Source organism: Embleya sp. NPDC059213 (genome assembly GCF_042754445.1).
Classification (GTDB): domain Bacteria; phylum Actinomycetota; class Actinomycetes; order Streptomycetales; family Streptomycetaceae; genus Embleya.
The window spans coordinates 24027-39997 of record NZ_JBHZAV010000042.1; the positions used below are offsets into that span (position 1 = coordinate 24027).

At 67.4% G+C, this 15971-nt stretch carries 9 protein-coding genes and 3 pseudogenes; 6 read left to right on the plus strand and 6 right to left on the minus strand.

Features of this window, described 5'->3' with window-relative positions:
• Positions 1-32: 32 nt before the first annotated feature.
• Together ACFXMF_RS17895 and ACFXMF_RS17900 are read left to right on the plus strand one after the other, a co-directional pair.
• Positions 33-7073, plus strand: coding sequence for a polymorphic toxin-type HINT domain-containing protein (locus ACFXMF_RS17895; RefSeq protein ID WP_379990808.1), 7041 nt, complete (start codon positions 33-35; stop codon positions 7071-7073).
• A gap of 35 nt (positions 7074-7108) precedes the next feature.
• Complete coding sequence (locus ACFXMF_RS17900; protein ID WP_379990810.1) at positions 7109-7507, plus strand: hypothetical protein; 399 nt, start codon at positions 7109-7111, stop codon at positions 7505-7507.
• 280 nt (positions 7508-7787) lie between these two features.
• Here ACFXMF_RS17900 and ACFXMF_RS17905 read toward each other — a convergent pair whose 3' ends face one another.
• The gene (locus tag ACFXMF_RS17905) at positions 7788-8258 is read right to left on the minus strand and encodes an integrase core domain-containing protein (protein ID WP_379990811.1); all 471 of its coding nucleotides are present in this window, start codon (positions 8256-8258) and stop codon (positions 7788-7790) included.
• Positions 8259-8342: 84 nt separating this feature from the next.
• On the opposite strand from ACFXMF_RS17905, the gene ACFXMF_RS17910 reads away from it, so the two are divergent.
• The 4 genes and pseudogenes from ACFXMF_RS17910 to ACFXMF_RS17925 all read left to right on the plus strand — a co-directional run.
• Positions 8343-8900, plus strand: coding sequence for a transposase (locus tag ACFXMF_RS17910; protein WP_379990813.1), 558 nt, complete (start codon positions 8343-8345; stop codon positions 8898-8900).
• Entirely contained in the window at positions 8879-9433 is a 555-nt protein-coding gene (locus tag ACFXMF_RS17915; protein WP_379990814.1) for a hypothetical protein, read from the plus strand. Before ACFXMF_RS17910 ends, ACFXMF_RS17915 begins: the two co-directional genes overlap by 22 nt.
• Positions 9434-9604: 171 nt before the next feature.
• Positions 9605-10672, plus strand: coding sequence for a hypothetical protein (locus ACFXMF_RS17920; RefSeq protein ID WP_379990816.1), 1068 nt, complete (start codon positions 9605-9607; stop codon positions 10670-10672).
• Positions 10673-11122: 450 nt separating this feature from the next.
• Positions 11123-11299: pseudogene (locus tag ACFXMF_RS17925) on the plus strand (ATP-dependent DNA ligase); the annotation flags it as partial.
• A 35-nt stretch (positions 11300-11334) separates the two neighbouring features.
• Here the strand turns inward: ACFXMF_RS17925 and ACFXMF_RS17930 are convergent.
• The 5 genes and pseudogenes from ACFXMF_RS17930 to ACFXMF_RS17950 all read right to left on the minus strand — a co-directional run.
• A pseudogene (locus ACFXMF_RS17930) lies at positions 11335-11598 on the minus strand (hypothetical protein); the annotation flags it as partial.
• Between the two features lie 17 nt (positions 11599-11615).
• Positions 11616-11855, minus strand: coding sequence for a hypothetical protein (locus ACFXMF_RS17935; RefSeq protein WP_379990817.1), 240 nt, complete (start codon positions 11853-11855; stop codon positions 11616-11618).
• Positions 11856-11901: 46 nt separating this feature from the next.
• On the minus strand, positions 11902-12162 hold the full coding sequence (locus ACFXMF_RS17940; protein ID WP_379990818.1) for a hypothetical protein: 261 nt from the start codon (positions 12160-12162) through the stop codon (positions 11902-11904).
• Between the two features lie 1587 nt (positions 12163-13749).
• Positions 13750-14142, minus strand: coding sequence for a hypothetical protein (locus ACFXMF_RS17945; RefSeq protein WP_379990109.1), 393 nt, complete (start codon positions 14140-14142; stop codon positions 13750-13752).
• Positions 14143-14959: 817 nt separating this feature from the next.
• Positions 14960-15877, minus strand: a pseudogene (locus ACFXMF_RS17950) (zinc-ribbon domain-containing protein); the annotation flags it as partial.
• Positions 15878-15971 lie beyond the last annotated feature (94 nt).

The following is a 15971-nucleotide window of genomic DNA, read 5'->3' on the forward strand; positions in this document are numbered from 1 at the left end:
GATCGAAGTCCCGACGTGAGCGAAAGTCGCGCATGGCGCGTCTGTTCGTGACGGGGACCACCGTCCTGGCGTTGACGGCGAGCGTGGGCCCGGCCCAGGCCGTCGACTGGATCAAAACCTCCCCCGACGCCGACATGTGGTCCCCGGGCAAGCTCCCCAAGACACCCTCCGTGCACGGAACCAAGGCGCCCAAGCCGGACACGCGACCTCTCACGGGCGACGGCCGTCCCACCTGGAACCCCGCCAAGGCTGCCTGGCCGAAGGCGACCGAGACCGAGACCACTCCCGCCCCCGCGTCCGCGTTCGTGGCACGCGGCGGCTCCGCCCTCCTCGCCGCCCCCACCGGCGGCAACGCCCCCGGCACCCCGGTCTGGATCACCGCCCCCGACACCACGACCCCCGGCCCGCTGCGGTCTTCCGCGCCCGCCGGGTCCTCGCTTCCCCAAGGCGCGAAGGCGGACCCGGGTCGGGTGAAGGTCGTCGTCGCGGACCACGAGGCGGCGGAGAAGGTCGGTGTCGACGGCGTCCTGGTCTCGGTGCGCCGCGCCGACGGCGACACCACCACCGGCCGAGTGACCGTCGGGGTGGACTACACCGCGTTCAAGGACGCTTTCGGCGCGGACTGGTCCTCACGCCTGACCCTGGTCGCGATGCCCGAATGCGCGCTGACCACCCCCGACCGGCCCGAGTGCCGCGTGCGCACCCCGGTGGCCGACTCCCGCAACGACCGCGCCAAGCGCCGCGTGAGCGCCGACCTCGAACTGCCCGCAGCCAACGTCCCTACCGCCGCCCGGACCGCGAACGCCGCCACCGTGCTGGCCCTCACCGCCGACGCGTCGGGCCCCTCCGGCGACTACAAGGCCACCTCGCTGTCGCCGTCCGGTTCGTGGTCGGCGGGCGGCAACTCCGGTTCGATGAACTGGTCGTACGGCATCGGCGTCCCGCCCGCGATCGGCGGCACTGCCCCCACCGTGAACCTGTCGTACAACTCCGGCGGTGTCGACGGCCGCACCACCTCCACCAACAACCAGGCGTCCTGGATCGGCGAGGGCTGGGAGTACTCGCCCGGCTTCGTCGAACGCTCCTACCAGGCGTGTGCGAAGGACGGCCAGGACAAGTCCGGCGAGAAGTGCTGGTCCACCCAGAACTCCCTGACCCTGTCCCTGAACGGCAAGTCCTCCACCCTCATCCAGGACGACACCGACAAGACCAAGTGGCGCCTGGAGAACGACGACGACTCCCGCATCGAACTCCTCACCGGCGCCGTCAACCCCGACAACGACGGCGAGCACTGGCGCCTGACCACCGGTGACGGTGTCCAGTACTACTTCGGCGTCAACCACAGGCCCGGCGGCGACAACACCGACCCGGCCACCAACGCCACCTGGACCGCGCCCGTCTACGGCAACAACACCGGCGAACCCTGCAACAAACCCTCAGGGTTCGACGCGTCGTGGTGCCAGCAGGCGTGGCGCTGGAACCTCGATTACGTCGTCGACGCCCGCGGCGGCATGGTCACCTACACGTACAACACCGAGACCAACCGCTACACCCGCGGCGCAATTCTCGTCGGCTCCGGCACCCTGACCGAATACGTACGCGGCGGCACCCTCGCGAAGATCACCTACGGCTCGAAGAAGACCGACACCACCCGGCCCACCGCCCAGGTCGTCTTCGACACCGCGGAACGCTGCCTGAAGAAGGACGGGTTCGACTGCGACCCGGCCAAGATGACCAAGGCCAACGCCGCGAAGTGGCCGGACGTACCCGTCGACAAGGTCTGCGCGGCCACCGGCACGTGCGAGCAATACGGTCAGACGTTCTTCTCCACCCGCCGCCTCACCAAGATCACCACCCAGGTCCTGTCCGGGGCGAACTACCAGACGGTCGACGAGTACGCCCTGGACCAGGACTACCCGGACCCGCAAGACGGCTCCTCCGCGACGCTGTGGCTCAACAGGATCACCCGCACCGCCTGGGACGGCACGAACAAGACCGACATCCCCTCGGTGGACTTCACCGGCCAGTTCATGCACAACCGCGTCGACGCCGGCGGCGACCTCGCCCCGCCGATGAACCGCCGCCGCCTGACCGGCATCACCAACGAGACCGGCGGCCAGACCACCGTCAAGTACAACGACCCCGAGTGCACGCCGGCCGCGCTGCCCACCCCGGACGCCAACACCAAGGCGTGCTACCCGGTCTGGTGGAACTTCAACGAGGACGCCGAACCCGTCCTGCACTGGTTCCACAAGTACACCGTCGCCGAGGTCACCGAACACGACATCGCCACCACCGCCCCGAACCGCTCCACCCGCTACGAGTACGTCGGCGGCGCCGCCTGGCACCGCGACGACGCGGAACTCACCGAGGACAAGGAAGCCTCCAGGCCCAAGAGCAAGGACCGCCGGACCTGGAACCAGTACCGCGGCTACGGCCAGGTGATCACCCGCTCGGGCGTGGCCCCCAAGGACGCGGTCACCCAGTCCGCGACGTTCTACCTGCGCGGCATGGACGCCGACGTGAAGAAGGACGGCACCAAACGCGCCGTCACCCTCACCGACTCCACCGGCACCCCCCTCCTCGACTCCGACTGGTACGCCGGATTCGCCTACGAGACCAAGACGTTCACCGGCGACGGCGGCACCGTCGCAGCCACGTCCCTCTCCACCCCGTTCTCCTCGGCGGTCACCGCCACCCACACCCGCGCCCGCAACCTCCCCCCGCTGACCGCACGGCGCACCGCGACGGAGAAGACCCGCAGCCGCACGCTCCTCGCCGACGGCACCACCTGGCGCGAAACCTCCAAGACCACCACGTTCGAACCCGTCCACGGCCTCCCGGAGACCGTCTCGGACAAGGCCGACGGCCTGCCCGAGTACTGCACCAAAACCACCTACGCGCACAACACCACCGCCTGGATCATCGGCCAACCCACCGAAAGCCTGTCCCTGGTGGGCGGCTGCGCGACCGCGACGTCCAAGGACACCGTCTACGCCTGGTCGCACACCCTCTACGACAACAAACCCCTCGGTCAGGTCGGCACGATCGGCGACGCCACCTCCACGGAGGCCGTCAACGAGTACAAGCCCGACGGCACCCCGAACTGGATCACCACGGCCAAGTCCGAGTTCGATGCCTACGGCCGCGTCACCAAGGCCACCGACGCCGAGAACAAGAGCACCACCACCGCGTACGTACCCGCCGCGGGCGTCCTGCCCACCACCGTCGCGGTCACCGGCCCCACCGGCTGGACCTCCTCGACCACCTACGCCGGAGCCCGCAACCTCCCGGTCAAGGCGATCGACGCCAACGGCCTGGCGGTGGAGCAGGAGTACGACACCCTCGGCCGCTTGATCGCGGTCTGGAAGCCGGGCCACACCAAGGCCGACAACGCCGACCTGCAATTCGCGTACGCGCCGAGCAAGACCGGGCCCTCGGTCGTCACCACCCGCACGCTGAAGCTCAACCAGGACTACACGGTCTCGCACCAAATCCTCAACAGCTTCCTCCAGGAGCGCCAGACCCAGTTCAGCACCGCCAACGACGCCGCCGGAAGGATGATCACCGACACCTTCCACGACAGCCTCGGCCGCCCGTACAAGACGAACCAGCCCTACCTCAACGAGGACGACTTCCCGGACACGACGATCTTCGTCGGCAACGACGACGAGGTCCCCGGTCAGAACGCGGTCGTCTACGACGGCCAGGGCCGCACCACCGCCCAGACGTTCTCCTCCAAGGGCATCGAACAGTGGCGCACCACCACCACATACGCTGGCGCCGACGAGACCCGGGTCACCCCACCCGCGGGCGGCACCGCGTCCCTGTCGATCTCGGACGCCCGCGGCAAGCCCAAGGAACTGCGCGAGTACAACGGCCAAGTCCCCGCAGGCACCGACTACTCGAAGATCACCTACACCTACACCCCCCGCGAGGAACTGAAGACCGTCACCGACGCGGGCGGCAACACCTGGACGTACACCTACGACTTCCTCGGCCGCAAGATTCACGTCGAAGACCCGGACAAGGGCCCGTCCGACACCCGCTACGACCTCGTCGGCCGCGTGATCGGCACCACCGACGCCCGCGGTCAGAAGCTCGCCTACACCTACGACGCGCTCGGCCGAAAGACTGCCGCCTACAAGGACACGGTTACCGACGCGAACCTGCTGTCGGAGTGGACCTACGACCGCCATGCCAAGGGCCAGGCCGACGGTTCGTCCCGCTACGTCGGCGGCAAGTCCGGCGCGAAGTACACCAGCGAGATCACCGGCTTCAAACCCGGCACCTACCTCCCCACCGGCACCAGGACCACCATCCCCGCCGCCGAGGGCAAACTCGCCGGAACCTACGACACCAGCACCGGGTACGAACCCGTCCTGGGCCTGCCTGTCACCACCACCCTCCCCGCCCACGGCGGCCTCCCCGCCGAGACACTCGGCACCGCCTACAGCACCCACGGCCTACCGACCACCCGCGGCGGCGCCGCCGACTACCTCAACTGGGCCGACTACGACGTCTACGGCCGCAACATCCGCGCCACCCTGGGCGACACCCCCCGTCAGGCCGCGTTCACCAGCGACTACGACCCCGCCACCGGCCGTCTGCTGAGCACCAACTGGGACAAGGAGACCGGCACCACCGCGAGCGTGGACGCCACCTCCTACACCTACAGGCCGTCCGGCGACGTCACCTCCATCAAGACCGTCCGCGACGGTACTTCGACCGACACCCAGTGCTTTGCCTACGACGGCCACCGCCGCCTGAAGGAGGCCTGGACCGACACCGCCGGCACCACCACCCTCCCCGCCCCCAACGTTCCCGGCATCGGCGGCTGCACCACCCAGACCCCGACCCCGTCCACGGTCGGCGGCCCGGACCCGTATTGGCAGTCCTTCGACTACGACACGGTCGGCAACCGCACCAAACTCGTCGACCACGACCCCACGAACGACCCGACGAAGAACGTCACCACCGAGTACGGCTACCGCCCGGGCGCCCAGGCCGGTGACCGCACCCACCGCCTGGACACCGTCACCGTCAAGACAGGCACCCGCGAGGCCGTCACGACCGGCCTGACCTACGACCAGGCAGGCAACACCAGGACCCGCCCCGGCGCCGACGCCAACCTCCAGACCCTCACCTGGAACGAAGAGGACCAGCTCACCAAGGTCGCCTCCGCCACGAGCACGAGCGACTACCTTTACGACGCAGACGGCGGCCGCATCATCCGCCGCGAGGCCGGCAAGACCACTCTCTACCTCGGTGGCGACGAACTCACCACCAACACCGACCAATCCGGCCCGGTCGTCGGCACCCGCTACTACCCCACGGCGGGCGGAGCCACCGTCGTCCGCAGCGGCAACGGCGCGCTCGTGTACATGGCGGCCGACCACCACGGCACGCCCACCAGCACCCTCGACGCCGCCACCCTGGATGCCACCCGCCGCCAGTCCAAGCCCTTCGGCGAGGCCCGCGGCCCTCAGCCCACCCAGGCCAACGGCCAATGGCCCGACGACAAGGGCTTCCTCGGCAAGCCCATGGACGCCACCGGCCTCACCCACGTCGGGGCCCGCGAATACGACCCGGGGCTGGGCCGCTTCGTCAGCGTCGACCCGATCATGGACCTGACCGACTCGGGCCAGATGCACGGCTACACCTACAGCAACAACAACCCCCTGACCCAGTCCGACCCCTCCGGCATGAAGTACTGCGGCAACGTCGCGTCCTGTGACCCGGACCCGGTCTACTGCGGCAACGTCGCGTCCTGCGGAGGCCCCGGCACGGACCAGACCACCACCTCGCCCACCGCGCCAGGCGGCACCGCCCACTGCGTCAACTACTGCATGGACAAGCCCAAGAAGCCCGCTTCGAACACAGGCAAGGGCAAGGGCAACAGCAACCCCTTTGCCAAGGCCTGGGGCGCGGCCAAGAAGAAGACCGGCCAGGCGGCCCACTATGTACAGGACAACTGGAAGAAGGTCGCCCCCATCCTGGCGGGAGGCCTTGCCGAATGGGGCTGCATGGCAGCCGCCGCAAGCGCGGGCGCGGCCACCGCCGGCGCGGCCGCGGTGGGTGGGGCCATGCTGTGCGGAGCACTCGGCAACTCCATTTACGGCGCTCTCGACGACCAGCTCAACCACGGCGACCGCAGCTCCGCGGAATCCCTGGTCAAGATCGCCGAGGATGCCGGCGTCGGCGCCTTGACGGCTGGTGTGGCCCAAGGCGTGATCAACAAGTACGCGCGGGTCTGCCACAGCTTCGTCCCAGGCACCGGCGTCCTCATGGCCGACGGCACCACCAAGGCCATCCAGGACGTCCGACCGGGCGACGTCGTCCTGGCCACGGACCCCGAAACCGGCGAATCCAGGCCCCGCACCGTCCTGGCCGCCATCACCACCGAGGACGACAAGGAATTCGCCGACCTCACCATCACAACCGACGACGGCGAAGCCTCCATAATCACCACCACCAACCACCCCTTCTGGGTTCCCGACCTGAAGCAGTGGGTTGACGCCGGCGATCTGAAACAAGGCCAGTGGCTCCAGACCGCCGCAGGCACCCGAGTCCAGATCAGCGCGATCAGGATCCTTGCCCGTGAGCAGCGCACGCACGACCTGACCGTCGATGACGATCACACGTACTATGTGCTGGCGGGCAGTACGCCGGTCCTCGTTCACAATTGCGACGGCACAGCGACGATCCATTACGACGGTGGCCATGCTTCGATCGAGGTCAGCGCGGGCGGGGAGACTCTTCATACGCACCAGGTTGGCGGCCTGGTAGAGGTAGGTGGCGAAACGATAGCTACGCCAGTGAGGTCAGAGATCTTCACCGGATCCGTTTCACCTAGTGCGCGTTCGGTGACTTTCAAACTGCCGAATCCTGGTGGTGCTATGGCCTATCAGGAGGTCTTTCTTGAGAGGGGAGTCACTGGCACTTATGACGCCTCGACCGAAACCTGCTTCCACTACTGTGCGAGGGTTCTGCAGGCAGGTGGAGTCCCGAATGTTCCGGCCGAGGGAACGATCAGAGAGCTGGCAGTCTTTCTGCGTCGCGCGAATCAGTGAATCGAATGATGATCCTGTGGGGAGAGGAGGTAGGGATGGATGAGTTTGCGTGGTTGGATGACCTGCCAGAAGCATGGTCTGTACCCCCTGAACTTAAAGGGCCCACGCGAGTTCACTTTGTGAATTTCGTGATCGATGTAATTTCGAGCGACTATACGTCAAGCTCGATCAATGAATCAATTGGCGAGCTTCTGGTTGAGCATGCGCGCTTCAATGTCTCTTATCAGATAGGTGCAAAAGGAAGCCTTCCGGAGAAGGACCTTATGGAGCTATCGGTTGCTCTAGAAGGTGTGCTCAAGAGATGCTGGGAAGCGTGGTTGAAGTACCGGCAAATCTGGCTTTCCGGAAATACTCCATCTGGCGGCGACTATCAGCAGCTGCTGACGGATCTACGTGCGAGTAGAGACGAAATCAGGCGCATCAAATTATTTTGAGTGGAATACCGAAGGAGTCGAGGCCCGCTGCTGGTAGCTCGGCGAATCCTTCCGATAGAGATTGAATGAGCAGCAGCCCCACCGGAACTCTGGTGGGGCTGCTGGCCGTCTTGACGGCAGTAGTTGACGGCAACGGCAGTGGACGGGTTCTGCACAAAGTGGTGGTTCGTCGTCGCCAGCGGGCTCGGTGCCGGGCTCCGAGGGGTTGCGCAGTGCGCGGCCGAGGACGTCGATGGCTGTGCTGGTCGAGAACTCGGGTACTGGTCCTGACCCGGGCTTTTCATGTGGCTGCTTCGTACTCGTTGACGAGCCCTCCGAGCCGTTGACGGCGTCGGATCCGGTTGGGCCAGCTCGGGAGGGCGGTCACGTTCGGGGCGTCGCCCGGGGCGCGCGGGTCCAGTCCGTTGCCCTGGTGGCTGCGGCCGGCGTTGTGGTGGGCGACGTACGCGTGGAGGACGATGCGCAGATGGCGTTCGCCGGTGGTGAGGAGCCGGTCGGTGCATTCGCGGCGGACGGGCGCGATCCGACGTTCCGCGAACGCGTTCGTCCGCGGCGCCTGCGGCGCGGTGTTCACGACGTCGATGCCGGCCGAGGCGGAGATGGCTGTCCTGGTCGAATACTCGGCCATCGGGTTTGACCAGCGCGTTCGCCTGATCGGATGATCACCGGCCATGGCTGTTCGGATGCTGTACCGGCTCGTCGTCGACGTGTTCTCGTGGATGGCGCTACTCGCGCGGTCGACCGCGTCCAAGGACGCGGAGATACTCGTGCTCCGCCACGAGGTGGCGGTGTTGCGCCGGGCGCACCCGAAGCCGCGGCTGTCCGGCTCTCCGAGTTGTTTACGGACGAGGACTTCGCGGACTGGTATCCGTCGGATGGGCGACGCGGGATCCCGCTCGCGCGCCTGGCGCTGGTCTCGGTGTTGCAGTTCGCCGAGAACCTGACGGACCGCCAGGCGGCCGAGTCGGTTCGTTGCAGGATCGACTGGAAGTACGCGCTGGGCTTGGAGTTGGACGATCCCGGGTTCGACTACTCGGTAATGTCCGAGTTCCGGAACCGTGTCGCGGAAGGCGATCGTGCCGATCGGCTGTTGGCCGTATTCGTGGAGCGTCTGGTGGCGGCCGGGCTGGTCAGGGGAGGTGGGCGGCAGCGGACCGCCTCCACGCACGTGCCGGCCGCGGTGCGCCGGCTCAACCGGGCCGAGTTGGTCGGCGAGACGCTGCGATACGCGTTGGAGGCGCCGGCGGCGGCCGACGAGACATGGCTCGTCCCGCTGATCGTGCCCGGGTGGGCGGAGCGTTACGGACGGTCGGTCCGCTACGACCGTTATGGAGTGACTGTTTTGGCGACGGCAGCAGTATCCATTTGGACTTGGATTGCGCCAATCCAGTAGACAATATTATTGACGGTGTCAGGGATACGCTGTTCGGAAAAGACAAGATTAGGACGATGGGGGGAATAGCTCCGTCGATTATTGAATGGATCAAAGAACGCCATGGTCCGGATGAAGAGACTTTTGTATTCCGGGGCATGCGGGCGGATCCCGATTTCGGTCCGCAAGTCGGCCGCAATAAATCGAAGCTGGGCGTGACGGTAGAGGGAGGCAAGCCTGATATGCATCCAACGTCGGATGGCTTGGTCGGGCCGGGTGAGGGACTGTCTACGGACGTGACGCCCTGGTCGCTTCCCGATTTCCGCAAACCGCCTTCATTTGGAGGGAGGGATAAGAAACTTCAGGTTTACAAGATTAACGTTCGCGATCTGCCAGCAGGACTCAGGATGGTGCCAGACGGTGGTGGGAACACCCATGCAATGATTGAACCTGCATACGAGATGCCGCTCGCGGAGTACGAGGCGCTCCTTGCCTCGACACGACCTCTCTGGAAAGTGGTAACTCCCGGATGCAACCAAGGCTTCTGTGGGTAGTCAAAGAATGAGCTACGCTTGGTCGGGAGTTCTGGGGCGGCTGGGGATCTGCGTACCAAGGATTGCTGGCCGTGATATCGGCCGACAAGGTCATTCGACTGATATTACTTCCCGGAGCGGGAAGCCAACGTCAAGGCGTGTCACTGTCCGGTTCACGAATGGAAATTTTGGATGTCGGTGGATTTCGGTTTGATGTGGTCGGTATACAAGGCAGGAGTGGGATTCAACCCCGGTTTGTCTGCCTCGGTGAAGTGCGGCGCTGTGGCTTTGGCCGAGCATGAGGGCGTGGTGCACTGTGTGCACCACGATTCCATGGGGCAGGGAGGCGACCTGTGGTGGACAATCTTCACCCCCACGGCTGACGGGTTTGGGGGTACATGGGGTGAATGTCGCCGCATGGGTTTTACGCACGTCGGGAATCCAGTGGCGCTGGCCTCGTATGGTGACAAACTTTATCTCGCATATCTGACGAAACCACCTGGGGAGGATTTTCCGGTATTGATGTTGGCGACGTCATGTTCTGACGGCGGCTGGGAGCTACGAGAGTTCAGTCGTCTGGCGAAGGGTCAACCCGTCCTGGCGGTCCACGACAGCCGGCTCCATCTTGCGTTCCACGGGTTCGATCCTTCAGCAGATTTGGGAGAAGGGGCGAGGGAGATGTACTCCCCTCGACTTTCGGACGAGTTCGTACGTATTGCGTATCAGTACGACAATACCGATGTCATGTATCACCGGACGTTCGACGGAACCTCCTGGTCGGACGGTGTGGCGCTACCCGTTGTCGACAGATTCGACGTGGACCTTGCTTTCCACCAGAACCGCCTCCATGTGGTGTCCCGTCGGTACGACGACGAGAGCCGCGATTCCGCTGCGATAGTGCACAGTGCCTTGGAGGGCGATACCTGGTCAGAACCTGTGGTGCTCGGACATACAGCGGGCAACGGTCGGCCAGCGCTGGCGGTGCACGACGACATGCTTTACGTAGCGTGGGCGACAGGAGACTGGAGCGGGCCGGAGGAAGACAACGATTGGAACGACGACTGGGCGCCAGCCGAGTACGATGCTTCGATCCGAATCGGAGTCTTGGAGGGCGCGCAATGGCGTGAAGCAGACAGTGTGACTGTCGAGGCGTGGACGGAGCGCCCCTGGACACCGACGCCGACACTGGTTTCCTACGGAAAGCGGGTGCACGGTTCGGGCCGACTACTGATTGTGTATCCCGCCCCGTGTCAGTTGTGACCACCGCGCCTCGTTCACTCCGCGCCTGAGCCTGGGGGGGTTGGTTGGTGTGTCGTTTCGACTGTCACGGGGGAGCCGATCTGCTGTCGTGGTCCGCCCAGGATCGTTGGCACATGCGTGGCCTGGCTGTCGTGGGGATACGCATTCCTGTGTCGGCTGGCTCGAGGGCGGGGTGTGTTTGCGGGTATGAGCGCGAAGTCGTCTCCGCCGTCGGTGTCTTCGGTCCCGGACGGCTTCTGGCCGCTGTTCGCCGCTGCCGCGCAAGCGTCGTCTCCCGCGTCGGTGTCTCAGGACCGGGCTTTGACACGCCGGTTGGTGGTGGGCCGTCTTCTCGCGCTGGACGAGGCCGGGACGGTGGAGACGGTGCACGTGCGGATCGCGGCGGCTGCGGCCGGGGTGGCGCCGCGTACAGTGTGGCGTTGGCTGGCGATCGCCCGCGAGTCCGGACAGGCGGTGGAGGAGTGTCCGTTCGAGCCTGCGCCGTCGGTGGTGGGCGCGCGGTGGGTGTTGCCGCGGCTGGTCGGGGAGGTCGCCTATGCGACGCGCACCCGTGCCGGTTTGTCGCGGCATCCCGCGTGGCATTGGTTGAGGCCGGATCTGACACCGGAGGACCTGACGTCGGAGTAGGCCCGGCGCGTGGCCCCGGGGCAGAAGGGTGCGATGCCGGTCCCTGTGATGTGGGCGTGTCGGTCCGGGACGCGGTCGACGGTGAACGAGGCGGCGTGTTGGTCGACGCGCAGGACGTGGATCGTGGCCGCGGTGATGTGGTTCATGTCGACGGTGGGGTCGTCGGTCCACACTCGCCCGTGCCATGTCCCGCCGGTCTCCATGCGTAGGTGGGCCTCGACGGGGATGCTCTCGCCGTCGACGGCGACGATCGCCGGCCCGTCGTAGCGGTCCCGGGCGGCGCGGGAGGCCCTGCTCACGTCCGGTGTCCGCTGATTCAGGAGACGTGGCCCGCGCTTGCGACGACGACGAACCGATGCTCGGGCACGGTTTGTGCGGTGTCGAGGTGTGGGACGCCCTCGGTGCCCGTTGCCGGGACGGGTCTGCCGTCGATGATCCCGGTCCGGGTGCGCGGGAGGGTGTCGCCGTCGGCGGGCCGGTCGAACGGGTCGGTGGTGATCTCGACGTTCCTGCACCTGGGAACGGTGACGTGGCCGTGCGCGGGGGTGGTCTCCATCCTCCGAGTGTGTCGGCCGGCCCGGCCCCGTCTGCGCCGGAAGGGACTACGCGGGCGGTTTGCCCGTGTCGTCGGCGAGGGCGGCCAGGGCGGCCTTCTTGAGGGCGTCGCGGTCCTCGGCGCCGGCTGCGCCGGCGTCGTCGCGGGCGGCGACCAGCGCCCGCACGGCGTTCATTCGCGCGGCCCGGGCCCGTTCCAGCGCCTCGGTGTCGTCGGTGGCCGCGACCCGTAGGCATTCGAGGTGGGCGTGTTCGAACGCCAGGTGGTCGAGCAGGGGGCGCAGACGCTCGGGCAGTGCTTCGGACATGCGTTCGATCGTACGGACGCCGTCGTTCCCGCCGACGCGACGCTCCGGTGGGCGGGTCGGATTCGCCCGGACGGAGCACTCGGGCGGCTGCATCGCCGACGGCAGGCGGAGCGGACACGCCGAGGGTGTGCCTTTTCGGCCGGCGAAACCGATAATCGAACATATGTACGGCAACGACAGCGGCGACGACGATTCCCCGGCATGGGAGCCGCCGAGTCGTTTTGCCCGCGTCCTCGCCGAGAAGCAGGCCGCGCGACCGCGGCGGGGCAGGGCGGGTGTCGCTCCGCCGGGGTGGCCGCCGGCGGTGCGTCCGCCGGGTGTCGAGGGCTGGGAGGCGACGGCCGTGACCTGGTTGTTCGATCTGTGTCCGCCCGGCTACCGGGGCCATGACGTCCTGCGGAGGCAGCCGTTGCTGTTGGCGCGGATGGCGCGGCAGCACGTGTGCGCGGCGTTGGCGGCGGCGCGGCACGGATACGGCACCGCCCGCGAGGAGCTCGCTCCCGTGTTTCCCGCCCCCGTGGTGGGGGCGTTGTTGCGGATGTACGAGGTCGAGGGTGCGCGTGCCGCGGCGACCGGGCGCGCGGTGCGCGGTGCGCGTGGTGGAGGAGGCCTTGGGTGGGGAGCGGTGGGAGCCGCGTCTGTGACGCCGAACGCGGGACCGGCCGACATGGGGGGCGCCTCGTCGAGCGTGGCCCGCCGGCGCGGTCGGGTGGTCGGCGCCGGCGTCGCGCGACCGGCGCCGACCGTTCCCGTTTCCCGGTGGCCTCGGGGGATGGGCCGTCGGGTGTGGTGCGAGCCCGGCGACGGAGGGACGCCGGACCTCCACGGTCGGCACAACGAGCGACTCGGCCCCGGGGTGACGGCACGCGTCGCCGACCCGACAGGCGGATTGCCTGCCCCGAGGACCGGTGCCACGCCCGTCGGTTCCCGCCGGTGTCCCGACGGGGGTCTCGTGTGGGGGCGGGCGGGTAGTGTCCGCGGCCACGGGCGACCTCTCTCCTCCCCGAGAGTCGTTCGGTGGTTGCGGTCGGCCCGCCTACGCGGCACCCCCCTCGGGAGGGCGGGCCGCCCCATGTCGCCGTGCGGCCCACGGGGGGTGGGGCCGCGGCGACCGCCCCGCCCATCCTCCGGTCGAGTCCGCCGAGACCGAGACCGAGACCGGGACCGCGGGCGCGGCTCGGCTCGGCTCGGCGGTGGGGAATGAACCCGAGGCGGTGCCGGTTGTGATCGGCGTCGGTGAGGGTGTGCCCCCGGGCCCAACCATTGCCTCCGTGGAATACCGGTTCGGCCGGAGCCACGGTGTGCCTTCCGCCGTGAGGCGGCCCCCTTACCGGCCTTCGACGCCGGCGGCGTCGTTCCCGAGTTCGGGGGCGGCGCCGCCGGCGCGTTTCGTCGTGCTCCGACGGCACCTCGGACACCCCGTGCGACCCCGTCCCGGGCGCGGTCTCGGCCGGGGTGGATCGACGCCCGGGGTCGCATCGGGGCCGGAATGCCGGGTCGGGTAACGCGTTGACCTGCGTGGGTAACGAATCCGTTACCCGCCGGCAGGGCCCCGGGTAACGCCTGCCCGGGCTCCGGCTGCGGGGTCTACGGCCGGTCGTTGTGCGCGTCGCCCGCCTGCGTCGTCGCCGTCCCGGTCGTCTCGCCGATCGCGTCGGTGATCGCGCGGAGTACGGTGCGGTCGCGGTCCTGCGCCGCGTACAGCGCGTTCCACCCGTCGATGTCGTCGATCAGGGCCTCGATCGCGCCTTCGAGACGGCGGCGCAGCAGGCCCGGGTCGAGGGCTTCGACCTCGACCGCGAGGTGCGGATCGACGTCTTCACGCAGGCATTCCTCGCGATAGCGGCGGTAGTTGGCGTCGGCGGTGTTCACGTCGTGGGTGGTGAACCGGCCGGAGCGCACGTCGTCGGCGGTGACGGCGATCTGCCGGAAGTCGAGCTCGAGGCCGCCGTTGCCGTAGCGCTCCATGCGTTTGACCACGGAGCGGGGTACGGATCTGCCCGTGGGGTCCCAGTCGCCGATGTTTCTCCGGGGCGCCGCGAGCGTGCGGTTCGAGTTCTCGCAGCTCGGAAGCGGTCAGGAGGACCGTATCTGATGCAACATCCGTCGTGCACGTTCTGGTGGAAGAGTCACTCACCAAGGTCAAAGAGACTGTTCTGCACCGCCACCGGCGCGGGGCGCCGAGCCGAGCCCGGAGGTTCTGCCCGCGTCCGCTTGCGTCTGGGGGGACGTAGTTCGCCCCAGGTGGCGAGGATGTACGCATCAGCCTGTTCTTGGCGCTGTGCGTGACGACGACGTAGTCGTCGAGGCCGGGCACGCTGCCGGGGAAGCGACTTCGGATGGCGGTCGCCACCGCGCATGCCTGCTGATACGGATCGGATCGCTCCGGCGTCGGCACGCTCAGCGCTTGTGGCGCCTCCAGCGGGGGAAGATCGCCCACCCTTACGTGGACGAGCAGGTCCAGCTTGTCGGCAGCTGCCAGAACCTGGCTCTTTTCCGATTCGAACTGCCGACGGTCCCTCCGCTTGGCCGAGTGGTGATACGAGCCGTCGTACTCGATTCCGATTCGGAGCCCGCCGCGTATACGGAAAACGGCGTCGACTTCTACCGCCTTGTAACGCCACTGATCCGGTTTGTACCGAGGTGGCACTGTGATCTGGTGTGAGGCGAAATCAGTCAGGCCGTCTGGCAGGCGGGCGTCCCGCGGCTCCGGCGGGATGTGCTCCAAAAGCCCCGCGAGTTCGGCGATGAGCCGGACTTGTTCCTTCGAGATCCCAGCCCTTGAACAATGCCGGCAGCCTGCGCCCTGGACCCGGTTGAGGACGGTTGCCTCCCAGCGGTGCCCATGCCGACAGCGCCAAGGCAGTTTCTCGTAGGTGCCTCCGGGGTTGTCCTCGTCCAGCCTCTTCCTGGAGACGTTGTGCTGGCTTGTAGACAACCGGCGAGGGTCGAGATCTGGGTCGTCGACCTCGGCGGCGATCTCCGGAAACCACGTCAGCAGCGAGTTGGTGTCGTCTACGACGTATCCGGCACAGACCCGGCAGCCATCCCCTTGAAGTGCTCGCTCCTTGATCACCGCGTCGAAATGGTGCTCGACCTTGTGCCATCCGCCCGTGGCCGGCTCAACGGCCCATGTTCGGCAAACCCACGGCACCCGCTCATGTGCCGCGAAGGATGCCTCGCCTGCCGGGATCGGACCCCGATACTGATCGGCCAGTGTCGGGACGTCGGCGAGCCGAATCAGTTGTCGGCAGGCTGGGCAACCCGCTCCGGCTTGGACCCGGTCCTTCGGCCACGCCAGCCAGGGCTTGTGACCGAGGCCAAGCGGGCACTGCCACAAGTAGGGGCTCACCGCGACGCCGCGTTGTTGAGCTGTGGCTGAAACCTCTTCGGGCCGGGCGACGTTGTTCGGGTGCCACTGAACCGCGACTTCGAAGATGTCGGCGACCATCGTCTTCCCACGTCCGGCTGTGCGTCCGGCCCACCGCCCCTTCACCACGGTCTTGTGCCGGTCCCAGAACGCGCTGACCTGCGCTTGACGCACTTTCGCTGCCGATACCTCGGCTTCCAATCGTTCACGACGCGTGCCATTGACGTCGTTCCAGAAGGCGCGCATGTGCTGAAGCATGCGCATCCGAGCCCCGCGGTCGCCCTCGGCCGGATCCAACGGTTCCGGCCGGGGCGGCCACACAGGCCCTGGAACCTCAGAGGTCATACGAACGCGAGGAGCGGTGCCGCTGGCGCGCGTCGGCACGTCTGACTGTGAACATGCCGGGAGGCTACAACGCCGCACTGACTTGAACTTCCCT